Source organism: Polycladomyces zharkentensis, assembly GCF_016938855.1.
Lineage (GTDB): Bacteria > Bacillota > Bacilli > Thermoactinomycetales > JIR-001 > Polycladomyces > Polycladomyces zharkentensis.
Genome location: NZ_JAFHAP010000004.1, coordinates 119633 through 142826 on the forward strand (window position 1 = coordinate 119633; position 23194 = coordinate 142826).

The 23194-nt window shown below is 55.9% G+C and carries 18 protein-coding genes; all 18 read right to left on the reverse strand.

The genetic code is table 11. The features are described 5' to 3' along the window. Window positions 1–24 precede the first annotated feature (24 nt). Window positions 25–1140: an undecaprenyldiphospho-muramoylpentapeptide beta-N-acetylglucosaminyltransferase gene (murG, locus tag JQC72_RS02360; RefSeq protein WP_335342379.1), complete on the reverse strand. Its 1116-nt coding sequence runs from the start codon at window positions 1138–1140 to the stop codon at window positions 25–27. Window positions 1141–1167: 27 nt separating this feature from the next. After that, a complete protein-coding gene (gene spoVE, locus JQC72_RS02365) occupies window positions 1168–2265 on the reverse strand; it encodes a stage V sporulation protein E (protein ID WP_205492514.1) in 1098 nt (365 codons plus the stop codon). Window positions 2266–2306: 41 nt separating this feature from the next. Further along, entirely contained in the window at window positions 2307–3677 is a 1371-nt protein-coding gene (gene murD / locus JQC72_RS02370; RefSeq protein ID WP_205492515.1) for a UDP-N-acetylmuramoyl-L-alanine--D-glutamate ligase, read from the reverse strand. Further along, a complete protein-coding gene (mraY, locus tag JQC72_RS02375; RefSeq protein ID WP_205493220.1) occupies window positions 3674–4696 on the reverse strand; it encodes a phospho-N-acetylmuramoyl-pentapeptide-transferase in 1023 nt (340 codons plus the stop codon). Before mraY ends, murD begins: the two co-directional genes overlap by 4 nt. A 10-nt stretch (window positions 4697–4706) precedes the next feature. Next, entirely contained in the window at window positions 4707–6101 is a 1395-nt protein-coding gene (locus tag JQC72_RS02380; RefSeq protein ID WP_205492516.1) for a UDP-N-acetylmuramoyl-tripeptide--D-alanyl-D-alanine ligase, read from the reverse strand. 17 nt (window positions 6102–6118) lie between these two features. Beyond that, complete coding sequence (locus JQC72_RS02385; RefSeq protein WP_205492517.1) at window positions 6119–7591, reverse strand: UDP-N-acetylmuramoyl-L-alanyl-D-glutamate--2,6-diaminopimelate ligase; 1473 nt, start codon at window positions 7589–7591, stop codon at window positions 6119–6121. Between the two features lie 114 nt (window positions 7592–7705). Continuing rightward, window positions 7706–9634, reverse strand: a complete 1929-nt coding sequence (locus JQC72_RS02390; RefSeq protein ID WP_205492518.1) for a stage V sporulation protein D — start codon at window positions 9632–9634, stop codon at window positions 7706–7708. 246 nt (window positions 9635–9880) lie between these two features. Beyond that, on the reverse strand, window positions 9881–11626 hold the full coding sequence (locus tag JQC72_RS02395; protein WP_205492519.1) for a peptidoglycan D,D-transpeptidase FtsI family protein: 1746 nt from the start codon (window positions 11624–11626) through the stop codon (window positions 9881–9883). A gap of 14 nt (window positions 11627–11640) precedes the next feature. Beyond that, window positions 11641–12054 (reverse strand): cell division protein FtsL, encoded by a 414-nt coding sequence (ftsL, locus tag JQC72_RS02400; protein WP_205492520.1) that lies wholly within the window; start codon window positions 12052–12054, stop codon window positions 11641–11643. Window positions 12055–12065: 11 nt separating this feature from the next. After that, window positions 12066–12998, reverse strand: a complete 933-nt coding sequence (gene rsmH / locus JQC72_RS02405) for a 16S rRNA (cytosine(1402)-N(4))-methyltransferase RsmH (RefSeq protein WP_205492521.1) — start codon at window positions 12996–12998, stop codon at window positions 12066–12068. A gap of 19 nt (window positions 12999–13017) precedes the next feature. Further along, a complete protein-coding gene (mraZ, locus tag JQC72_RS02410; RefSeq protein WP_205492522.1) occupies window positions 13018–13455 on the reverse strand; it encodes a division/cell wall cluster transcriptional repressor MraZ in 438 nt (145 codons plus the stop codon). 141 nt (window positions 13456–13596) lie between these two features. Further along, the gene (locus tag JQC72_RS02415) at window positions 13597–14856 is read right to left on the reverse strand and encodes an adenosylhomocysteinase (RefSeq protein WP_205492523.1); all 1260 of its coding nucleotides are present in this window, start codon (window positions 14854–14856) and stop codon (window positions 13597–13599) included. 243 nt (window positions 14857–15099) lie between these two features. Further along, window positions 15100–16734, reverse strand: coding sequence for a bacillithiol biosynthesis cysteine-adding enzyme BshC (gene bshC, locus JQC72_RS02420; RefSeq protein ID WP_205492524.1), 1635 nt, complete (start codon window positions 16732–16734; stop codon window positions 15100–15102). A 75-nt stretch (window positions 16735–16809) separates the two neighbouring features. Further along, a complete protein-coding gene (locus tag JQC72_RS02425; protein ID WP_205492525.1) occupies window positions 16810–18198 on the reverse strand; it encodes an MFS transporter in 1389 nt (462 codons plus the stop codon). A 243-nt stretch (window positions 18199–18441) separates the two neighbouring features. Continuing rightward, window positions 18442–19374 carry a ketopantoate reductase family protein gene (locus JQC72_RS02430; protein WP_205492526.1) on the reverse strand — a complete coding sequence of 311 codons (933 nt, stop codon included), beginning with the start codon at window positions 19372–19374 and terminating at the stop codon, window positions 18442–18444. Between the two features lie 399 nt (window positions 19375–19773). Then, entirely contained in the window at window positions 19774–21309 is a 1536-nt protein-coding gene (locus JQC72_RS02435; protein ID WP_205492527.1) for an acyl-CoA carboxylase subunit beta, read from the reverse strand. A gap of 30 nt (window positions 21310–21339) precedes the next feature. Further along, the gene (locus JQC72_RS02440; RefSeq protein WP_205492528.1) at window positions 21340–22116 is read right to left on the reverse strand and encodes an enoyl-CoA hydratase; all 777 of its coding nucleotides are present in this window, start codon (window positions 22114–22116) and stop codon (window positions 21340–21342) included. Further along, window positions 22116–23048, reverse strand: coding sequence for a hydroxymethylglutaryl-CoA lyase (locus JQC72_RS02445; protein WP_205492529.1), 933 nt, complete (start codon window positions 23046–23048; stop codon window positions 22116–22118). The genes JQC72_RS02440 and JQC72_RS02445 overlap by 1 nt, the downstream gene beginning before the upstream one ends. Window positions 23049–23194: the final 146 nt, after the last annotated feature.

Below are 23194 nucleotides of genomic sequence, written 5' to 3' on the forward strand. Positions count from 1 at the left end.
GACGACCGCCTATTGGGGATCTGTCTATTTTTTGTGATTGCGTACCAATTGTTCCAGTTCATCCACCAGCACCTCCGCCGCATCCGGTCGTCCCAGCTGACGGGCCGCCGTGCTCATCGATTGATGCCGCTCCCGATTCCCGAGAATCTCCTGGATCATGACAAACAGGGTTTCGCCGCTGCACTCTTTTTCCAACAAGACCCGGGCCGCGCCCTTTTTCTCCAGCAGTCGGGCATTGGCTTCCTGATGGTTGTTGGTGACGTAAGGCGACGGAATCAGGATTGACGGCAATCCCAAAGCGGTCAACTCCGCCAATGTTGAAGCTCCGGCCCGACCCACGAACAGGGACGTGGCAGCCAAGACATCTGGCATGTTATACAAAAACGGGCGAATAATCAAGTTCCCGCTCGTCTGTTCGCCCACTTTGGCCACGACATCATCATAATGGGCTTCCCCCGTGACGTAAACGAATTGGATGTCAGGCGCCGACGCCATCAGCGGCACCATCTGCAACACCGCTTCGTTGATCGGACGGGCACCCCGACTGCCGCCGACGAACAGAACGATCGGCTTGTCCGAACCCGTGAGACCGAGCGACTCCATGCCGGCCGCAGCGTCTGCATGTACCACTTCCGTCGCGCGGGGGTTCCCGGCGTGAATCACCCTCTTGGCGCTATGGAGATGTTGTTCCGTTCCTTCAAAACTGATCGCCACCGTGTCGGCAAAACGGGACAGAAAGCGGATCGTCAAACCCACGATGACGTTTTGTTCATGGATCAGCGTCGGGATTCCCAACTGGTGGGCGGCATATACGGCCGGGCCGCACACATAACCTCCTGTACCCACCACCACGTCGGGTTGAAACTCCCTTATGTACTCTTTCGATTTTTTGACAGCACGGATAAATTTGGAAATCGTCTGCACGTTTTCCCACGTCAGTTTCCGCCGGAAGCCCTGGATTTCCACCGTAAAGAAGCGAATGTTCTGCTCTTTGGTGACGATGCGAGACTCCAAACCGTTTTCCGTTCCGATATAGCCCACTTCCACGTCGGGATAACGTTTGCGCACTTCCCGCATGACCGCCAAAGCAGGATAAATGTGTCCGCCCGTACCACCGCCGGAAAGCAAAATCCGTTTCATGTTCATCCCCCGCATTCGTTGGTGTTCTTACCTGGTGTAGCGGGACAGATTGAGCAGAATGCCCACTGCGGCAAGTGTCAGGGTCAGGGAAGAACCGCCGTAGCTCAAAAAGGGCAACGTAATCCCGGTGACGGGAAACGCCCCGGTGACGACGCCGATGTTGATGACGGCCTGGATGGTGATCATCGCCGTCACCCCCGTAGCCAGCAGACTGCTGAACAAATTGGGGGCCATGATCGCCACACGAATCCCCCGCCACACCAGTATCGCAAACAACACAATCACCGTGCCTGCACCGATAAAACCCAACTCTTCCGCCAGGATCGAGAAGATGAAGTCCGTGTGCGGTTCCGGCAAATAGAGATGTTTTTGCCGGCTCATGCCGAGACCCAAGCCCATTAATCCGCCGGGACCGATTGCATAGAGCGACTGGATGAGATGATACCCGGCACCCAGCGGATCTTGCCACGGATTGAGAAACGCCGTGATCCGCTTGATCCGGTAAGGTGCCGCCAACACCAACGCGGCAAACCCGCCCATACCCAGCAATCCCAAACCGCCCAGGTGAGACAGACGGGCTCCTGCCGCGTAGATCATGGCAATCCCCGTTCCCACCAATACGGTTCCCGTACCCAGGTCGGGCTGCATCATGATCAGCGCAAATGCCGCCCCCACAATGGCCAACGGGGGAAGCAGGCCCGACGTAAAGCGATGCATACTGTCGGCATGCTCAGAGAGATAACGGGCCAAAAACGCAATCATCGCCAGTTTCATAAACTCCGACGGCTGGATGCTGAATGCACCGATTCCCAGCCAACTGCGCGCACCGCCACGCAACAGGCCCACTCCGGGGATCAATACCACGATCAACAGGAGAAAACAGAGAATGATTCCGATCTTCGCCCACTCAGCAAACCGCCGGGGGTCCAAATTGGAAATCACAAACATCAGAAACACGCCCAAGCCTGCGAACAACAACTGCCGTTTCGCATAGAAAAACGCGTCGTCATACCGATGATACGAATAGGCGGCACTGGCGCTGTACACCATGACAACCCCGATGGCCAGCAGTAACAGAATCGCCGTGACGATCACGTAATCCGGGTTGGTTCGCATTTTGGACATGGGCATTGTTCACCTCGTTCGTCGGATTGGGCAAGCCCTCTTTACAGCCTATGCACGGCTTGTTTAAAAATGCTTCCCCGCTCCTCAAACGAAGTGTACATGTCCCAGCTGGCACATGCCGGCGACAACAGGACCACATCGCCAGGCTGTGCAGCTTTGCTCGCTTCCGCGACCGCTTCCGCCACATCTTTGACACCCAGACGAATGGGCACACCCGCCTCTTCGGCACGGGCGAGCAAGATGGGTGCTGACTGACCGTACGCCACCACGGCCTTCACCCGTTGGGCAAAGACCGGAACCAACTCGTGAAAATCCACTCCACGATCCAAACCGCCTCCGATCCACACGATCGGCTGATCAAAGGATTCCAATGCCCGGATCGCGGCTTGCGCATTGGTCGCTTTGGAGTCATTATAATACGCGACGCCTTCCACTGTCCCCACATATTCCAACCGGTGCTCCACACCGCGGAAGGTGCGCAGCACATTCGCGATCGCATCCGCCGGACACCCGCAAAGATGGGCGATCACCGCGGCGGCGAGGGCGTTTTCCAGGTGGTGCGCCCCCGGCAGTGCCACCTCTTTTACCGGAAGCAACGGGATTTTCCTTTCATCCGTCCGCAGATGAACCCACCCGTCTTCCACCATCGCACCGCGCGGGACCGTCTCCCGACGACTGAACCACCACACACGGCTTTTCACCGAGGCCGCCGTTTCCCTGCATACCGGGTTATCCCAGTTGAACACGGCGGCGTCCTCCGATGTCTGATTGCGGAACAGACGCTGTTTGGAGGTGATGTAGTCTTCCATCGTTCCGTGATAATCCAGATGAGCCGGCACCACGTTGAGCAGGGCGGCCACTTTCGGATGGAAACGTTCCGTCCCTTTGAGCTGGAAACTGCTCAGCTCCACCACCAGCCATTCTTCAGGCCGGGTTTCCTGCACCACTTCCGATAACGCCATGCCAATGTTGCCGGCGACACGGGATGAAATTCCCCCGGCCGAGAGCATCTGTCCCACCAAGGAAGTGGTGGTCGTTTTCCCGTTGGAACCGGTGATGCCGACCAAACGGGAAGCAGTTAACCGGCCTGATACCTCCACTTCCGTGATAACGGGAATTCCCATCTCCTGCGCTTGGCGAACCGGGGCGGCGGAGTAGGGAATCCCCGGGTTTTTGACGAGTACGTCCACACCATTCGTCAGCAAATCGTCAGGATGGTGACCGCAAATCACCCGAATCCCGAGCGCTTCCAATTCTTCCGCCTCGGGACATGCTTCCCGCGGCTTTTTGTCATTCACCACCACTTGCGCGCCCAATCGGTGGAGCAGCTTGGCCACTGCCGCACCGCTTTTGGCCAGGCCGAGTACAACCACGGATCGGCCGGCCCACTCTTCGGCGTCGCGCAATATCATAGGAACACCTCCAGATAGATGCCCAAGAGCGCAGCGATGAATCCGGCAAACCAGAAGGTAGTCACCACGCGCCACTCCGACCAGCCGGACAACTCAAAATGGTGGTGAAGCGGACTCATACGAAAAATCCGTTTGCCGCGAAGTTTGAACGAGGCCACCTGCAACATCACGGACAACGTTTCTGCGGCGAACACGGCCCCGATGACGGGCAACAACAGTTCCGTCTTCGTGATGACGGAAAGTGCCGCCAACCCGCCTCCCAATGCCAATGAACCGGTATCACCCATGAACACCTTGGCAGGGTGCGCATTGAACACCAAAAATCCCAGCAACGACCCCACCACGGCCATGGAGAAAATGGTGACGGTGATGTTGCTTTGCATCCAACCGATCACGGCAAAAGCGCCGTAGGCGATCGCCGCCGTCCCCGCCACCAGGCCGTCCAGACCGTCAGTCAGGTTGACCGCGTTGGACGTACCGATCATGATAAACAGCAACAACGGGAGATACAGCCAGTTCAGATGCCATTCCAGACCGGTTCCCGGAATGTGGACGGAGAAGATGTAACCGATCGTACCTTCGTGATACACACGAACCTCCAGCAACACCCAAAAGAGAACCAAGCCGATGAACAACTGACCCAACAGCTTCTGTTTGGCCGTCAGCCCCAGGTTCCGCTTCATCACAACCTTGATGTAGTCATCCAAAAAGCCGAGAATCCCGTAACCCAACGTGGCAAATACAAGGAAAAACAAGTCCGGATTAATCACATTCTCCACGATGTTGTTGCCGAACGGGAGTGCTGCACTGAACGGAATGGCAGTCAGCACGATCGCCGTCAAAAACATGACGCCGCCCATGGTGGGCGTTCCCGCTTTTTTCATGTGTGCCTGCGGTCCTTCCTCGCGGATGCTCTGACCGAATTTCAACCGCCGCAAAACCGGAATCACCATCGGTCCGAGCAGGATCGTGATCCCCAGCGCCACTGCCAGCGGAATCAGAAAAAGGCGAATGTCCATCGTATCCATTTTAGTCTCTTTTCTCCCCTTTTGTTAAATCTTTCACAACCTCATCCAATTTGACGGCCCTGGATGCTTTCGCCAACAGGATCACATTCGGTCCACCCTGTTCCTGCAAGGTTTGAGCCGCTTCCGTTCGTGTCCCGAAATGGCGTACCGGGATGGTGGGATTGGCTGATGTCACCCCTTCGCCGATCCACCGGGCTTTCTCTCCCAACGTATAGACGCGGGACACCCCTTTTTCCGCGGCATACCGCCCGATTTCACGGTGATACGCCGCTTCCTGAGCACCGATTTCCATCATGTCGCCCAAGAGTACCCACTTCTCTTTCCCCTCATCCAGCTCCAGAAGCAGGTCGATTGCGGCTCTCATGGAAGTCGGGCTGGCATTGTACGTGTCATCGATGATCAGCATTCCCTTGTCCGTCTTCCGCATCTCCAGGCGCATCCCTGTCAATTGCGCCTCAGCCAGTCCCCGGCCGATCTCTTCTTCACTCAAGCCCAACAACCGGCCGACGGCGGCCGCCATCAGCGCATTGACAGCATTGTGCCTTCCCAGGAGCGGAATGGAAAAGCGCGCTCCCATCCGTGCGGATGTGAAAGAAATGCCGGACAGCCCGTTCAAGCTGATCGATTCAGGACGATCGTCATTGGTGTCCCCCCAGCCGATTTTTATCACTTGGCGCGAATCCTGCCTCACTCGCTCCAACAACAACGGTTCATCCCCGTGAATCACCCAGGTACCGTTCGGAGCCAGTCCCTCGCCAATCTCGCATTTGGCATCGGCGATGGCGGCACGACTGCCCAGGTGTTCCAGATGCGACTCACCGATGTTGGTGACCACGGCCACATCCGGTTTGGCCATCCGTGACAGGAGCGCAATTTCACCCTTGTGGTTCATGCCCATTTCCACGACGGCCGCTTTCGCCTCCTTTGGCAAGGACAACAAGGTCAAGGGCACACCGATGTGGTTGTTCAGGTTGCCCTGTGTTTTGTGTACACGATGGCGTACCGACAGTACCGATGCGATCAGGTCTTTGGTGGTCGTCTTCCCGTTGCTGCCGGTCACGGCGACGACCGGAATCGACCACGTATCCCGATATGCCGATGCCATCGCCTGCAACGCTTCCAGGGTGTCTGCCACCAAAATAAACGGTACTTCTGCCGTTTCGGGTACAGGCCGATCCTGCTGCCACAAACAGGCGGCCGCTCCCTTGTCCACCGCATCCCGCCAAAAATCGTGCCCGTCAAACCGTTCTCCCACCAGCGGCACGTACAACTGATTCGGCTTAAGTGTACGGGTGTCGGTCGACACCCCCTTGAACAAGAGCCGACGGTCGGACACACTCCCCACCAGACGACCGTTCGTCACTTTGGACGCCCATTCACACGTTTGTTCGATCATGCTTGTTCCTCCCGCTCTCACGAACGCAGCGCTTCTCTGGCCACTTCCCGATCATCAAAATCATGGCGCACGCCGTTGATCTCCTGATAAGTTTCATGCCCTTTCCCCGCGATCAACACGACATCACCCGGACGCGCCCGACGGATCGCTTCGAAGATGGCCTCCCGGCGGTCGACGATCACATCGTACCGGTCTTTCGCCATCTCTTTCACGCCCTCCACCATGTCCGCAAGTATCGCCTCCGGATCTTCGGTACGGGGGTTGTCCGACGTAAACAGGGCGACATCCGCATAAGTGGCAGCGATCTTTGCCATGATGGGACGCTTGGTCCGGTCGCGATCACCGCCGCACCCCACCACGCAGTATACGTTTCCTTCGGCAAATTCACGAATCGTTTTCAGCACGTTTTCCAAACTGTCCGGTGTGTGCGCGTAATCCACCAACACGGTGAACGGCTGACCTTCGTCCACCTTTTCAAACCGACCGTTGACACCGGAAACAGTTTCCAGACTCCGCTTGATGTGTTCGAGCGGAATCCCCTCGGCCAATGCTGTTGCCGCAGCGGCAAGCGCATTGTAGACGTTGAATTTGCCCACCAATTGCAAGTGGAGATCGATATCGCCGCGAAACGTGCGCAACACGAAACGCGTACCGTCCGCACCCTGGCGAATCTGTTCGGCGCGCACGTCGGCGGCCTGTTCGATGCCGTATGTGATCACCTGCGCCGGGGTAATGCGGGCGAAGTAAGCGGAAGCTTCATCATCCACATTCAAAATCGCGTACCGGTTGTCCGCCGGATCATCTTCGTACCGGTTGCCCAGCTGGCTGAACAACAAGCCTTTGGCCGCCCTGTACTCTTCCATCGTTTTGTGATAGTCCAAATGATCCTGCGTCAGGTTGGTGAACACGGCAGAATGAAATTCACATCCCCTGGTTCTTCCCAAATCCAAAGCATGAGACGATGCCTCGATCACCGCGTAGGCACATCCGGCATCCCGCATCATGCGGAATCCTTTTTGCAGTTCAACAACATCCGGCGTCGTGTTTTGAACCGGGTAAGTGCGGTCGCCGATCTGCATGTGGATGGTGCCGATCATACCGGCCGGGGTGCCGAAATCGTTCAAGATGCGCTGAATCAGATGTACGGTGGTCGTTTTTCCGTTGGTACCGGTCACCCCGATCAACTTCAATTCCCGGGTCGGGTGTCGGTAAAACGCAGCCGCCAGCACGGCCATCGCCCGACGGGTATCAGGTACACGCACCACCGCAGCGGGTACGTCGACGTCCTCCTCCACCAACACGGCAACGGCTCCCTGTTCCACCGCTTGGCGGACAAAGCGGTGACCGTCCACGGTAAACCCGCGCAAGGCCACAAACAGGTGGCCGGGGCGTACCCTGCGGGAATCCGTCTCGATCCCCGTGATCTCGATGTCGGCATTTCCGACCACTTTCGCGATGACGAGCGGCCGGAGCAACTCTTTTAATTTCATCAAGCCGCTCCTCCTCCGATTTTTCCAGATGAAATGAAACAACCCTGAAAAAAGAAAAAGACACGAGAAATGCCAGGTAAGTTCCTGGCATGATGATTTTTGCACATCCCTATTTTAATCCCCTTTTCCCGATTTGTCACCCAAGTAGATACGGATCGGTGTACCCTTTTTGACCCGTTGTCCCGGTTGCGGGAGTTGATCCACCACGTATGTTCCGCGCCCTGTCGTCAGAAGGGGGAAGGAATACAAACTGTTGCGGATCTGGCTTACGTTTTCCCCGATCAAATCGGGGACTTCCACATAGGAAACCGAAGTAGGCGTATTTTCAGGAGAGACTTGGTTTTTCCGTTTGGGAACGCCCAAATATCTCAGACCATCATCCAAAATGCGTCCCACGATCGGTGCAGCGACCACTCCGCCAAACTGGATGCCTTTCGGATTGTCCACCGCCACGTAAACGACCAGTCGGGGATCATCGGCCGGGGCAAACCCGATGAAGGACACGATGTGATTGTTTTGCAGATATCGCCCGTCAGGTCCCACCTTTTGCGCGGTTCCCGTTTTCCCGCCGACGCGGTAGCCGTCAACGAACGCCTTTCTCCCCGTTCCCCTGGCGACGACATATTCCAGTGCCTCTCTCACCTTGCGTGAGGTTTCTTCGGAGATGACGCGTTCTTTCTTGCCGGGTTCCTCCCGTTCCACCACCCGGCTCGTTTCCGGGTCCAACCATGCCTTGGCCAGATGGGGCACCACTTTGTAACCGCCGTTAATCGCCGCGGAAACAGCAGCCACCTGCTGAATCGGCGTCACTGAAACTCCTTGGCCGAATGCGGTGGTCGCCACTTCCACCGGCCCTGCCCGTTCGGGGGAAAAGAGGATACCCTTAGCTTCTCCGTTCAGATCGATTCCCGTTTTTTGACCAAATCCGAATTTGCGGATGTAGGAAAAGAGCTTCTCTTCCCCCAGCCGTTGCCCCATATTGACAAAGCCGGGGTTGCAGGAGTTTTCCACCACTTCCAAAAAGGTTTGGTGCCCGTGCCCGCCATGCTTCCAGCAACGCAGCCGGGCACCGCTCACATTGATAAAACCGGGATCAGTGAACCCTTCCGTCAAGCTGACCTTTTTCTCTTCCAACGCCGCAGCCAGCGTGATGATTTTGAAAGTGGACCCGGGTTCAAATGTTTTCCAGATCGGTAAGTTGCGGTTATAAACCATCGGATCGGCATCCCGATAATGAGCGGGATTGAATGTGGGCCTGCTGGCCATGCCCAACACTTCGCCCGTACGCGGGTCCATCGCAATGGCCAGGACGTTTTCCGGTTGATATTGTACCATCGCCTGGTCCATTTCCCGCTCCAACACGCTCTGAATATAGTAATCGATGGTGGTGACCAGATCCATGCCATCTTTGGGTGGCGTGAACGATTCAACCCCGCCCGGCAATTTTTCATGCCGTGCGTTGGCCTTGAAGGAAACGTACCCTCTCACCCCGCTGAGACGTTTGTCGTATTCCAATTCCAAGCCGGCCAGCCCCTGATTGTCGATACCGGCAAATCCCAGCACATGGGCGGCCATTGCGCCATATGGATAATGGCGCTTGCTGTCTTCCGTCACGGCAATCCCCGGCAGGCGCAGCGCCTGTATGTCCCGTGCCGCGTCTTCCGAGATTTTGCGCCCTTCTTTGATCCAAACGGTGAGCGAACGCTTGGTGATTTGTCGATAGATGCTCTCTTCGGGCGCTTTCAGGACCCGCGCCAACAAGCGGGCGGTTTCCGCCGGATCCTTCACTTGGGCCGGAATCGCCATAACTGACGGTGTGCTGACATTGTAAGCCAACACTTTTCCCTGTCGATCCAAAATGCGCCCCCGTTTCGCCTCAAACGGAATGTTTCGGTTCCACAACTGTTCCGCCCGCTCCGTCAACCAATCTCCTTTGACAAGTTGTACATAGGCCAAACGTCCCAACAATCCCGCAAACAAAACGATCACCACGATCAATGCCGCAAACAGCCGGCGGCGGACCATCGCGCTGGAGATGCGCAATCCGTTCCCCTCCCCGAACAGGATGTCCTATGAGACAACCTATTCCCGGAAAGGGAAGAACATGACAAGAAGCCATGTCGAATCCTCTTCAACATGGCTGTCAATGCAAGAGATCGTTTTCTCACTACTTTGGCTTTCTCCCCGCTAGAGAAGCAAAAACAGTGCGCTTTGAGGCGAGGGGCGGGCGCGGGTCACGCCACTCCGTTTGAAGGGAATGACACGCAACGGAAACCCGTCCCCCACCGATTAAGAAGCGGTTTTGGTCTTCGTACGGGGCGGGATGTGCAACACTTGGAACGCCTTTTGGAACACTTCTTTGGCGATCGGCGCGGCCACGGCGCCGCCCGTGGCACCACCGGAAACGATCGGAGCGTCAATTGCGACGTAGATCACTACTTTGGGATGATCAGCCGGTGCAAATCCGATAAAGGAGACGAGGTATTCTCCCGGAATGTAACCGCCATGGGAAGAGGGTTTCTGCGCCGTTCCTGTTTTTCCGGCGATGTCATAGCCGGGCAGATCCGCTTGTTTACCGGTGCCGTACTGCACCACCCCGCGCAACAGTTGCCTCACTTGTGCGGCGGTCCTGCCAGTGACGACGTTTCGGCTCCGCGGTTGGATCATTTGCATCCTTCCTTGTCGGCCGGGATCTTGGATCGCCCTGACCACATGCGGCTGAACCCATTTTCCGCCGTTGGCAATCGCCGATACCGCCGCCACTTGTTGAATGGGCGTCACGGCGATTCCCTGTCCGAACGCGGTAGTGGCCAATTCCGACGGATACAGCGACCGACCGTAGAAAATACCCCGCTCCTCGGCCGGCAAATCGATCCCTGTTTTCCGTCCTGTCCGATCGGTAATGCGGCCGAACCCGAACTTGTCGATATATGTTTCCAAACGATCGACTCCCAAAGCCTGCCCCAATTTGACAAACGCCACGTTACTCGACAGGTACACTCCTTGACGGAATGGGATGTTCCCCCAGCCTGTCTCATTCCAATCCCGGATCACCCGGTCCTTTACCTGGATCGAACCGGAGGAAAAGATGGCGTCGGGATGAAACAAGCCCTCCTCAATGGCAGCCGCCAACGTCACGATCTTAAACGTGGAACCGGGTTCAAACTGATTGCTGACCGCCAGATTGGTCGAATTGACCCCTGGTTTCCATGTTTTGGCATATTTACTCGGATCAAATGTGGGACGATTGGCCATCGCCAGAATCTCGCCGGTGTTCGGATCAGCCACGATAGCGGTCGCCGTTTTGGCTTGATATTTTCGCATCGCTTGTTCCAAAATTCGCTCCACTTCGTATTGCAAGCGATTATCGATGGTAAGCATCAGATTTTTCCCGTCCCGTGGCGGTTGAAACGTTTCAACCCCACCTGAAAGCTTCCATCCGTTGGCGTCTTTTTGGAACGACCAGGTTCCGGGCTGACCGCGAAGTAATGAGTCATAACGCTGTTCAACGCCGCCCGTCGCTTGATTGTCCATATTGACAAACCCCAGTACGTGCGCCGCCAAAGGACCTTCCATGTAGACGCGCATCGTTGCAGGATACGAGTAAATCCCATCCAGATCCAACTTCATGATCTGATCGCGTGTTTGTGGGGATACTTTATAGTTGTTGCCGTCCCGCAATTCGACCTGACCTTTTTTCTTGGACAGTTTGGCCACCAGTTTATCCTCGGGAATACCCAACAGTGGAGATAATTTCTTGGCATAGGCGCGGGGATCTTTCACCAAACTCACGTCTGCGGCAATGACATAGGCGGGCATGGATTGAACCAGCACGTTGCCGTTGCGGTCCATGATGGTTCCGCGGCGAGGTTCAAGCACCTTGTTGATTCGCCAGTTGGCTTCCGCCTTTCTGCGAAGATCGGTAGCATCCACGGTTTGAATCCAGAACAGTCTCCCGATGACGACCATGAACATCAGGATAAGGAAAAGCCCGATCACCAGAGAACGCAACTGGCTGTTTTTGTTTTTTTCCATCTGTTTCTTCGTTTTCACCCCTCATCGTTGACCGGTTTCTGTTGCCGGGCGGAGGAAGATTGACCTGGAACGGGCAACGTCTTGTAAGACTTCGCCCGCTTCATGCCTTTTTGTTTTGCATATTCGCGGGCGCGTTCCCCGCTGGACAATTGTTTTTGTTGGATTTCCAGCTGTTGGTTCGTCTCCTGCAATTCCCGGATTTGGCGATCCATCTGTTGAGCGGATATATTGAGCGCCGTCAGTTCGGCGTATTTGGAGAGGATAACAGAGGCAAGTGCGACGCAAACCATCACACTCAACAAATAGAGGAGCTTCTCGCCGGTGGTCAATCCGTGCGCCCGCTCCGTTCGGGGGCGTTTGGACTGCCGGGTGCTCTGCCGGCGATTCTCCACAACGGCCATTGCGACGTTTCCCCGATATTTTTTCATCGTTGACCCTCCTATAATTTCTCCGCGATGCGCAGTTTGGCTGACCGGGCTCGCGGATTTTCTCTGATCTCTTCTTCCGACGGCAGGATGGGTTTTTTGGTGATCACACGCAGGACCGGTTGTTGACCGCAGACGCAAACCGGAAAATCCGGCGGACAAACGCAACGTTTTTCTTTCTCTTGAAACGTGCGTTTACAGATCCGGTCTTCCAACGAATGAAAGGTGATCACGGCTACCCTCCCCCCGGGGTTCAAGCCGTCAATCGCCTGCTGCAAGGCCGATTGAAAGGCGTTCAGCTCGTCATTGACCGCGATGCGAATCGCCTGAAACGAACGACGCGCCGGATGTGGCCCCGTTCGACGTGCCGGTGCGGGGATGGCATCCTTGATGATGTCCGCCAACTCTCCCGTCGTCTCGATCGGGGAAACCCTTCGATGGTTGACGATCATCCGGGCGATCCGCCGGGCGAACCGCTCCTCTCCGTATTGAGACAAAATGCGCGCCAACTCCGCTTCGGGCCAAGTGTTGACCACTTCCCGGGCGGTCAGAGGCGCTTCGGGGTCCATCCGCATGTCCAACGGCGCGTCATGGTGGTAGCTGAATCCTCGTTCACCTTTGTCCAACTGCGGCGAAGAAACACCGAGGTCGAACAAGATACCGTCCACTCGCTCCAATCCCAGCGATGCCAATATTTCTTTCAGTCGCCGGAAATTGCTCTTGATCAAGTGGACCCTGCATCCCACGTCGCGCAGTCGTTCATGCGCCGCTTGCAAAGCGGCATCATCCTGATCAATTCCAATCACGGTACCGGCAGGGCCGAGATGTTCCGCAATCAGGCGTGTATGTCCCGCTCCCCCCAGCGTACAGTCGACATACACCCCGTCCGGCCGAACATTCAGCCCCTCCACCGCTTCGTGTTTGAGCACGGTCTCATGTTGAAACACAGTTGTTCATCCTTTTCTCCTACAATTCCAGATTGAAATCTACGAGCTTTTCCGCGATTTCGTTGAACGAATCCTCAGAGGCCGCGTAGTAAGCTTCCCACGATTCTCCACTCCAGATTTCCACTCGGTTGGAAACGCCGATGACGACACACTCTTTTTCCAATTTGGCATACTGACGAAGATTGACAGGAAGAGTTACCCGCCCCTGCTTGTCCAACTCGGCTTCAATCGCGCCGGAGAAGAAAAAGCGGGTAAACGCGCGCGCATCCGCACGGGTAAACGGCAGCGACTTCAGTTTCTCCTCTAGTTGTTTCCACTCCGTCCGAGGGTATGCAAAAAGACAGTTGTCCAATCCACGGGTGATCACAAACGGCGCGCCCAGCTCTTCGCGAAATTTCGACGGGATGATCAAACGGCCTTTTTCGTCGATGGCATGCCGGTATTCACCCATGAACATGGACCCGTCCTCCCCTCGCTACCCCCTTCCCTCCACTTCCCCCCACTTTCCACCACATTGTAAATTATACCACGAGCATACTAAAAAATCCTGCGCCTCAGCGCAGGATTTTTTGATAACAATTCAATTTTTTGTCATCCCTTACACTTTCCAACTGGCCAGATACTCTTCTTGGGCTTCGGTCAGATCGTCGATTTGCACACCCAAGGATTCCAGTTTGTAACGGGCTACCTGTTCGTCCAGGTGATACGGAACGTCAATGACATGACGACCGATTTTTTCATGGTTGTCATGGACGTAAAGCAGGCACAAGGCTTGCAGGGCAAACGTCATGTCCATGATCTCCGCCGGATGTCCGTCACCTGCAACCAGGTTGACCAATCGGCCTTCCCCGAGCAGGTAGAGCTTCCGCCCGTCTTGCATCACGAATTCCTCGATGTCTTTGCGCACCACGCGCTTGCTGACCGCTTGCTCTTCCAGCGCAACTTTGTCGATCTCCACATCGAAGTGACCGGCATTGGCCAAGATGGCTCCGTTTTTCAACAGCGGATAATGATCACCGGTGATCACGGCGCGGTTGCCGGTTACCGTCACGAAGATGTCGCCGTGTTTGGCCGCTTCCATCATCGGCATCACGGTGAAGCCGTCCATATGCGCTTCAGTCGCTTTGATCGCATCCACCTCGGTGACGATCACGCGGGCACCCAACCCTTTGGCACGCATGGCCACCCCGCGGCCGCACCAGCCGTACCCCACGACGACAACGGTTTTACCGGCTACGACAAGGTTGGTTGTGCGCATGATGCCGTCCCACACGGATTGTCCGGTACCGTACCGGTTGTCGAACAGGAATTTGGAATAAGCGTCGTTTACCGCCACCATCGGGAATTTCAACTCACCCGCTTTTTCCAATGCGCGCAGGCGCAGGATACCGGTGGTCGTCTCTTCGCATCCACCTTTGATTTGATCGAGCAGATCCGGACGTTCGGCGTGCAGGATGCCCACCAGATCCCCGCCGTCGTCGATAATCAGATCCGGACGGGTTTCCAAGGTGCGAATCAGATGCTCCTTGTACTCTTCCGGTGTCGGGTTGTATCTGGCAAACACTTGAATGCCCGATTCCACCAATGCCGCACACACGTCGTCCTGCGTCGACAACGGGTTGCTGCCGGTGATCGTCACTTCCGCACCGGCGTCCCGGATCACTTCCGCCAGGTTGGCCGTTTTGGCTTCCAAATGAAGCGAGATCGCCACTTTTTGACCGGCCAGCGGCTTTTCAGCGATGAATTTTTCGCGAATCCGGTTTAACACCGGCATGTGTTCACGCGCCCAATCGATTTTGAGACGACCTTGAGGCGCCAAGCTCAAATCTTTCACCATACTCGTTTCTCGTACATTCATGAAACAGTCCTCCTTACATCATTCGATATGGATATATCTATGTGTCATTCAGCCGTCCCGCCTCCCATTGACCGACTTCCAGTCCGCCGTATGGTTACAAGACGGTGAAACCCTTTAACCAAGTTATGTTAATCGCTCGTATCCCGCCCCCGCTCCCCATCCCAACCTCCTGAATTGGCTCAGCCGGAAGGCGACGATTGCCAGTCACAACTGTTTGTCAACAATGTACTTGCTGTATTCCTTTCACAAGTATACCAGCCAATGTCGATCCGCTGCGGGGAGGGGCTGTTCCACCAGCCACTCCAACCATTCCAAACCGTATTGATTCCAGAAGTAGACGATGTTATACACCCGTTCCTGCCATTTGCCTCCGGGGAGCAACATCCGCCCCAAATGATCCCACTGACGCAGGTCGACGGCATGTCGCCGCTCCATCGCCCGGATTGTTTTCTTCTTCAGGTACTGGATCTGTTCGTGCACTTTTTTCCTGTTTTTCTCTCCCAGGGAAACCAAATCCTTTCCGAGGGAACCGATTTCTGCGATCAACGGCTCGTAGATCCGGTCGATGGCCGTTTGCACCTCAGTAAACAGCGCCTCCACATCCACTGTCTGTTGCGCGAGCAACCATGCCCGCTTTTTCTCCTCCAGATGATCGACAACGTCTTCCCACGTCAGGGAGAAACGGGACAGATATTTGGCCGACGCCCGGTCCACCAACGTAAAGTGCCTTCTGGGCACCAACGGCGGCATTTCCATCCCGTAACGCTCAAACAGCGGCTTGAGCAATCCCCAGTAGGCGATCTCACTTGGCCCGACCACCACGGCCAGAGTGGGGAACAAAAACTCCTGCATCAACGGGCGGGTAATCACGTTGTTGCTCAATTGCTCCGGATTCGTACATGCGATATCCAACAACGCCTCTGCCGTCCATCGATGGGCACCATCCTTGGTGACAAACTGCCCATTGTCCAGATAGAGTGCCTCCCGGTTTCCGTTCACGTGCAAAAACAGATGAGCTTGATTGCCATTGACATCCACTTGTGACGGATAACCGGCAGCTTCAACGGCCTCTTTCTGGCGCCAGGCGGTGACGGCCAACCCCTCCCGATCCCGGATCAACTCTTCAAAAAACGGCTTTTCCAATCGCCGGAGTCCGGGGTCGGCTGAATCGACGAGCAACAATCCCCACCGTCCGAACAGTTCATGCATCAATCTGGCAAAATACCGGCTCCATTGGACCCGGTTACCGTCCAACCGATGCAAACGGGACAATACCTCCCGTTTGTACTCGGTGTCAGGAAGCAAGCGGGACAGTTGGTCCAACCATTCCCGCAATGCGGCGCCCTCAATCTCGATCCGTCCGACGGACGGCCGCCCTTCCACGGAAACGTGCAACCGGTGTCTCCGGTAGGGATGGTGCTCATCCAGCGAAGGGAGAGTAATGTGATCCACTTCATTCACGTCGTGGTCTTCTCCGGCTATCCAAAAAACAGGGATCACGGGTCGCCCCAAACGTTCTTCCTCCTGTCGGGCCAGTTGAATCAACGTGACCGCCTTGTAAATCGTATACAACGGTCCCGTCAACAGGCCGGCCTGCTGGCCACCGATCACCACCAGGCTGTCAGGATCGGTCAACCGTTTCCAGTTTCGTTCCACAGCCGGATGGATCTCCTCATCCCCGTGATACGACCGCAGCACATCGACCAACGCTTGCCGCGAAACCGGCCGCGAACGGCTCAATATCCGTTCTGCCCGCAAGCGAAATGATGATTCCGCAAAGGGGTCATACCCGTAGAAAGGGCGAACGGAAGGAGAACATTTCATATAATCTGCCACCATTGGGTGATCCGGCTTAAACTGGATGCCTTGCGTTCTCATTCGATACCCCTTTTCTCTCCTTTGACTGCTTCCAAGTATATCACGAATGCTGCTGCCGGTAACCACCATCCGTGATCAACCGGCCGATTTCGTCCGCTCTTCCGGCTTTCGGGGCAGAAGAAAGGTGGACAAAAAACCGATCGCCGAAACACCTGCCGCCAACTCCATCGCACGCGGATAGTGCGGATACAACGATCCGATATGACGGTACCAGATGTCCGGATCCACCGGCCCCAACACATACGCCAGTGCAATCAAACCCAGTGCCCCACCCGCTGCACGCGACATGCCGGCGGCGACCAATCCGACCCGAACTTGCCGCGAGGGCAGCCATTGCAACAACAACAGGTGAAGCGGCGCACTCAGCGTGAACCCCAACCCCGCCCCCCAACACACCAGTGCGACCCATACCGTCCACGGTGCCAGGATGCGGGCCAGCAACCAATCGGCGATAAACAACAGCACGAATCCCAACGTAAAATTGGCATGGCATCCTTTGCGGGATACCCACCAGCGCGACAACGGCACGGAGCCGCTGGCGGAAGCCGCGATCAACGCCAAGCTCCACCCTTCTGCATTCCCGATTTGCGGCATCAAAAAACCTATCCATCCCGGAATCAACACCACGGATGACCAACAGAAGCCCGTCAGAAAGACGAACACATGAAACAGCAACAATCGGCGATCCTGCCAGATCGTCGGTGTAAAAAACGGTGCCCCGACCTGCTTCTCCACCATAAACAGCGGGACCACCATCCCCAACGCCATGATCCACAGCGGCAACACCTGAGGCGCGATGACCGCCTGCCAACCTTCATCCGGGTTCATCATCGCCATGGCCGCCATCGCAAAAAACAGCATCAATCCGAAAAAGGTGACACCGATGATATCCAACGGTTGCGAATGTCGACCGTATCCCGGTGCGGATCGCGGAGCCGCCCAAAACAGTGTGATCACCAGCGGAATGGGCAGAATAAACAGCCACCGCCAGTGAAAAATGCTGGCCGTCCACCCGGATAAGAGGGGCAGGACAACCAGCACGCCCGCCAACAGCAAAGTGAGTCCGATGCGGATATACGGACGGCTTTTTTGCATCCACCGCCGGATCGCAACAGCAAACAGAGGAACCATGCCACCCGATCCCAACGCTTGCAGCATGCGCCCGGTCAAGAGCAAAAACCAAGACGAGCTTATGCTCACGACGAACGAACCGACCGCGTACAAAAACAGGGCCAACAGCCACAGACGCTCACGCGTCTGACGAACGGGCCACAGTTCCATCACCGGCAATGCAATGGAAAACACAGCCAAATATACAGCGACCATCCATACAGCCCACCGGGGTGTCAGATCAAAGTCGGCCGCGATAGACGATAGTACGGGTGTCACGATCTCAATGTCCAGTGTGCTAAGGAAGATCGCGATCACATATGTATCCACGATGCGCGTTTTCGCTGTCGGCATGGTGAAGATCGCCCCCTGTGTTGCCCCTGCCGATCCCCAACTTCCTTATATTGAAATGAATGTTCGCTCTCATTTGATGACTTGATGATGCCAGAGTTGTGTACAGTCTGATGGGATTGCCCTTGCATCCGGTTTCCGCGATCCTCCACACCTTTTTTCGGGTGGATTGAGGTATTTTGACTGCATTATCCATTTCTTATGATATCATACGATGAATGGAAATGGAAAATCGATATCGGGCCGCTATCGACGGTTTATTGCTTCTTTGGCATGGACCAATCGCATCAGGGTTTCATGAATGGGTGTCTGGATCCCGCGGGCTTTTCCTTCCTTGACGATCCCCCCGTTGATCCAGTCCACCTCCGTCATATGCCCCCGCATCAAATCCTGATACATCGAGGAACGGTTGGTGGCTGTCTTTTCACAAACCTCCGCTACCTCATGAAAAACATCGTCAGCCTCCCACCGATACCCCATCGCCCGCACAACCGCAACACCCTCCTCCAGCGCAGCCCGGATCAACGCCCTGGCGTCCGGCAAACGGAACAGTTCACCGTTTTCCACTTCCAGCAAAGCTGTCAACGGATTGATCACACTGTTGATCATTAATTTCTTCCATATGCGGGGTTGAATATCAGCCTCCAACACAACCGGACACCACCGGTGATCCACCTGAGCGATGAGCGACCGCAACAAAGCCGGATGGTCCTCTTGTTTTCCCAGAAGCGGTCCGATCCACGTCTGCCCGGCGCCGGTATGACGGACAGTTGTCATATCCTCTCGCCAAGCTCCTTCGGTGGTAACTGCTCCATAAACCGGTTGGGTATGACGGGTTTTCTTCACGACGGCGTCGTGGCCCACACCGTTCTGCCAGCAGACGATCACCCCATCCTGTGCGCAGACGGACAGTGCCTGATAAAATGCCGAGGTGAAATCGCGTTGTTTTACCATTAACATGATGACATCAAACGAGGCGGTCACTCTGTCTGATTCCACCGCCTGCACCGGCATCCGCCGTGCCTTTCCGTCCAGTCCGATGACACGAATTCCTTCACTTCGGACAGCATCGGCCTGTTTCCGTGTTCGCGTCACCAATACCGTCTCCGAATACAATGCAGCCAGTCGCGCCGCCCACAACAGCCCCAACGCCCCGCCACCCCACACGCCGATGCGCATGCCCTCCCCTCCTTTCGATTAACCGATTGATTCACGGAAGACTGAAGACGCATCACCGTCTCCCTTTTCCCCCGCATCTCCGCCAATCATTATTTTTTCATTTTACTATCAGGGAACATGCTTGACCATCCTACTCAATGTCTAATTTCTCCAGCCGTGATGGGGACCACAAAAAAAGCCGCCCAAACCTAGGGCGGACAGGAGTAACAAAATCTGCAGGCTCCGATCCCGTCTCCGCTTCGTAGCAACACAGCTAGAATGTGTCTGGTCAATCCGTTAGGGGGCAACGCTTTCCAAATGAGCGACCTTTGAGCCCGAAAGAGAGCGAGAGGGAAAACGGTACACCCAGAGTTGTGAGTGGTTAAAATCCCACCTCTCTGATGGACGTATTCCAAACGTTTATACCGGATAAACCGGGTGCTTGCGTTCGCTGAACGTCATTTCCTTATCAGCGTACGCTTCCAAACGGTCGATCAACTCCTCACGCAATCGGTCCGGTTCGATGATGCCGTCGATGATCAATTCGGAAGCCAAGCGGTAGATGTCGATGTCCTTCTTGTACTCTTCCCGTTTCTGCATGATGAATCGGGTCCGCTCCGGCTCCTCCAATTCGGCGATCTTGTTGCTGTACACCGCATTGACCGCCGCTTCCGGACCCATTACCGCGATCTGTGCAGTGGGAAGGGCCAGACAGCAATCCGGCTCAAAAGCGGGACCTGCCATCGCGTATAAACCGGCACCGTAGGCCTTGCGCACAATGATCGAAATTTTCGGCACAGTCGCTTCCGACATTGCCGCGATCATTTTGGCTCCGTGACGGATGATACCGGCCCGTTCCACCTGTGTGCCGATCATAAATCCGGGGACATCAGCCAGAAAGACAAGCGGGATGTGAAATGCGTCGCACAGCGTGATGAACCGCGCCGCTTTATCGGCCGAATCAACGAACAACACACCGCCTTTGACCTTGGATTGGTTGGCGACGATGCCCACGACACGACCGTTGATACGCGCAAATCCGGTGATCAGTTCCCGGGCGAACAGCTTTTTCATCTCGAAAAACGAATCCTCATCCACGAGGGTTTCAATCAGCTCCATCATATCAAACGGTGTGTTTTGGTTATCGGGTACAATCTCGGATACCGGCCGACCTTTCCCGGAAGGAGATTTCGGTTGGGCCGCCGGCGGTTTTTGCGTATAATTGGCCGGGAAATAGCTCAGATAGCGACGAGCCGCCGCGATGGCTTCCGCTTCATCGGCGGCCAATACATCTCCGCAACCGCTGACGGTGCAGTGCATCCGGGCGCCGCCCATTTCTTCCAACGTCACTTTCTCTCCGATTACCATTTCGGCCATCCGCGGCGAACCCAGATACATGCTGGCGTTTTGATCGACCATGATCACCACGTCGCAAAATGCCGGGATATACGCTCCCCCTGCGGCAGACGGACCGAACAGAACGCAGACTTGCGGAATCTTTCCTGACAGTTTCACCTGGTTGTAAAAGATCCGGCCCGCTCCCCTCCTGCCCGGAAACATCTCGATCTGGTCGGTGATCCGGGCGCCGGCGGAATCGACCAGGTAAATCATCGGGATGCGCAACCGTTCGGCAGTTTCCTGGATGCGGATGATTTTTTCCACCGTGCGGGCGCCCCATGACCCGGCCTTTACCGTGGCGTCATTGGCCATCACGCAAACCCTTTGACCGTTCACCTTGCCGATTACCGTCACCACGCCGTCGGCAGGAAGCGATTCGTCCAGGCAATTGGCAAACAATCCGTCTTCCAGCTGAAAATCGTCGTCAAACAGCAACTCCAACCGTTTACGGACAAACAGTTTGTTTTGCCGGGACAGTCTTTCGTGATATTTGGCGGCGCCTCCCTGTTTGATCTTCTCCGCACGCTGTGCCAGCGTCTCCACCGTGGTCGTTTGCATCGTATGGTTCCTCCTCCCAACGACGAGAGATTACTCACCCAGATAAATGGGCTTTCTTTTTTCTTTGAAAGCCTGCAGACCCTCCAACCGGTCTTTGGTCGGGATCAGCACTTCGTACGCTTTGGTTTCGAAGGCCAATCCGGACGCCAAATCCATCTCGAAACCGTAATCGATCGCCATTTTCGCCTGCGCCAAGGCCAGCGGCGCTTGTTGGTTGATTTTCTCGGCCATCTCCAAAGCTGCCGACAACGTATTCCCTTTTTCAACTACCCGATTGACGAGACCGATCGCTTCCGCTTCCTTTGCCGAAATCCGGCTGGCCGTGAAGATCAACTCTTTGGCTTTGGCCTTGCCCACAATGCGTGGCAGTCGCTGTGTTCCGCCCGCGCCCGGGATGATCCCGAGAGAGGTCTCCGTCAAACCGAACACAGCCCTCTCGTCCGCCACACGGAGGTCACACGCCAGTGCCAACTCCATCCCACCGCCCAGCGCCACTCCGTTCACTGCGGCGATTACCGGCTTGGGCAGTCGTTCCACCATCAGAAATGTCTCACGAATCAGATGAATGTAACGCCGAACCTGATCTTCCGACATCGTGCGCCGTTCTTTCAGATCCGCACCGGAACAGAAGGCTTTCTCCCCCGCCCCGGTGATCACCACCACGCGAGTGGCTTTGGAATGATGCAACTCCTGGAGAATCCGGTTCAGCTCCTGCAATGTCGGATAGTTCAGCGCGTTGTACACTTCGGGTCGATTCAGCGTCAAAACGGAGATGCCTTCTCTCCGTTCCCACTCGACCAGGCTCATCACGCTTCCCCCTTCCCTGCCGACGACCACTCTGCGATCACGCTCTGCAACACCTTGGAGGACAATGGTCGACCCATCTCTTTTTGCACGTCAATACTGACCCGACAGAGCGCTTCCAGGTCGATGCCCGTTTCGATGCCTTCTTGTTCCAAAAAATATACCAAATCTTCCGTGGCCACATTTCCCGACGCTCCCGGCGCATACGGGCAGCCTCCCAGACCGCCGAACGCACTATCCAAGGTGCGGATTCCCATTTCAAGCGACACGTACGCATTGATCAGTGCCGTTCCCCGCGTGTCGTGATAATGCCCCGCCAAGCGTTCCGCCGGGATGTGCCGGAGCAGGACTTCCAACGTTTCTTTCACCTTTTTGGGTGTGGCCACCCCGATCGTGTCTCCGAGGGAGATTTCGTAGACTCCCATTTCGAGCAGGCGTTCGCACACCCGCACCACTTGCGAAACCGGGACGTCACCCTCGTAGGGACACCCGAACACCGTTGACACATACCCCCGCACCCGCTTGCCCGCCGCTTGGGCCCGTTCCACCACTTCCGCCAGCACCGGGTAGGTTTCGTCAATCGATTTGTTGATGTTTTTCCGGTTGTGGGTTTCACTGGCGGAGAGAAAAACGGCATATTCGTCGATCGGGGTGGTCAAAGCCCGTTCCAAGCCTTTGACGTTGGGAATCAGCGCACGGTACCGAACGTCTCGTCCCCTCGGCAGACGGGATGCCAACTCCGCCGCATCGGCCATTTGGGGAATCCAGCGGGGATGAACGAATGAAGTGGCTTCAATTTCCTTGACCCCCGCCCGGATCAACCCCTCGGCGATGCGGCACTTCACGTCGACGGACAGCATGACCGATTCATTTTGCAGTCCGTCCCGCAGCCCCACTTCCACGATGGTCACCCGTGTCACGGGATCACCTCCCATTCCCTGAACCCAGGACATGTGTGAATATTGGTTCCAAAAAGCACCTCCTCCAAGTCTGCTGACAAAGTTCCGCAGACAGCCGCCTCTTTCCTACAGCCCGTACCTTAAACTCAGGACACGGGCAAAGTACGCTCCGCGGAAATGAT

What these genes read in the sequence shown, in the direction of transcription:
- murG (WP_335342379.1), bottom strand. Translation starts at nt 1,140, where the DNA reads ATGAAACGGATTTTGCTTTCCGGCGGTGGTACGGGCGGACACATTTAT.
- spoVE (WP_205492514.1), bottom strand. Translation starts at nt 2,265, where the DNA reads ATGTCCAAAATGCGAACCAACCCGGATTACGTGATCGTCACGGCGATT.
- murD (WP_205492515.1), bottom strand. Translation starts at nt 3,677, where the DNA reads ATGATATTGCGCGACGCCGAAGAGTGGGCCGGCCGATCCGTGGTTGTA.
- mraY (WP_205493220.1), bottom strand. Translation starts at nt 4,696, where the DNA reads ATGGACATTCGCCTTTTTCTGATTCCGCTGGCAGTGGCGCTGGGGATC.
- JQC72_RS02380 (WP_205492516.1), bottom strand. Translation starts at nt 6,101, where the DNA reads ATGATCGAACAAACGTGTGAATGGGCGTCCAAAGTGACGAACGGTCGT.
- JQC72_RS02385 (WP_205492517.1), bottom strand. Translation starts at nt 7,591, where the DNA reads ATGAAATTAAAAGAGTTGCTCCGGCCGCTCGTCATCGCGAAAGTGGTC.
- JQC72_RS02395 (WP_205492519.1), bottom strand. Translation starts at nt 11,626, where the DNA reads ATGGAAAAAAACAAAAACAGCCAGTTGCGTTCTCTGGTGATCGGGCTT.
- ftsL (WP_205492520.1), bottom strand. Translation starts at nt 12,054, where the DNA reads ATGAAAAAATATCGGGGAAACGTCGCAATGGCCGTTGTGGAGAATCGC.
- mraZ (WP_205492522.1), bottom strand. Translation starts at nt 13,455, where the DNA reads ATGTTCATGGGTGAATACCGGCATGCCATCGACGAAAAAGGCCGTTTG.
- JQC72_RS02415 (WP_205492523.1), bottom strand. Translation starts at nt 14,856, where the DNA reads ATGAATGTACGAGAAACGAGTATGGTGAAAGATTTGAGCTTGGCGCCT.
- bshC (WP_205492524.1), bottom strand. Translation starts at nt 16,734, where the DNA reads ATGAGAACGCAAGGCATCCAGTTTAAGCCGGATCACCCAATGGTGGCA.
- JQC72_RS02425 (WP_205492525.1), bottom strand. Translation starts at nt 18,198, where the DNA reads ATGCCGACAGCGAAAACGCGCATCGTGGATACATATGTGATCGCGATC.
- JQC72_RS02430 (WP_205492526.1), bottom strand. Translation starts at nt 19,374, where the DNA reads ATGCGCATCGGCGTGTGGGGTGGCGGGGCGTTGGGGCTGTTGTGGGCG.
- JQC72_RS02435 (WP_205492527.1), bottom strand. Translation starts at nt 21,309, where the DNA reads ATGCAAACGACCACGGTGGAGACGCTGGCACAGCGTGCGGAGAAGATC.
- JQC72_RS02440 (WP_205492528.1), bottom strand. Translation starts at nt 22,116, where the DNA reads ATGAGCCTGGTCGAGTGGGAACGGAGAGAAGGCATCTCCGTTTTGACG.
- JQC72_RS02445 (WP_205492529.1), bottom strand. Translation starts at nt 23,048, where the DNA reads ATGGGAGGTGATCCCGTGACACGGGTGACCATCGTGGAAGTGGGGCTG.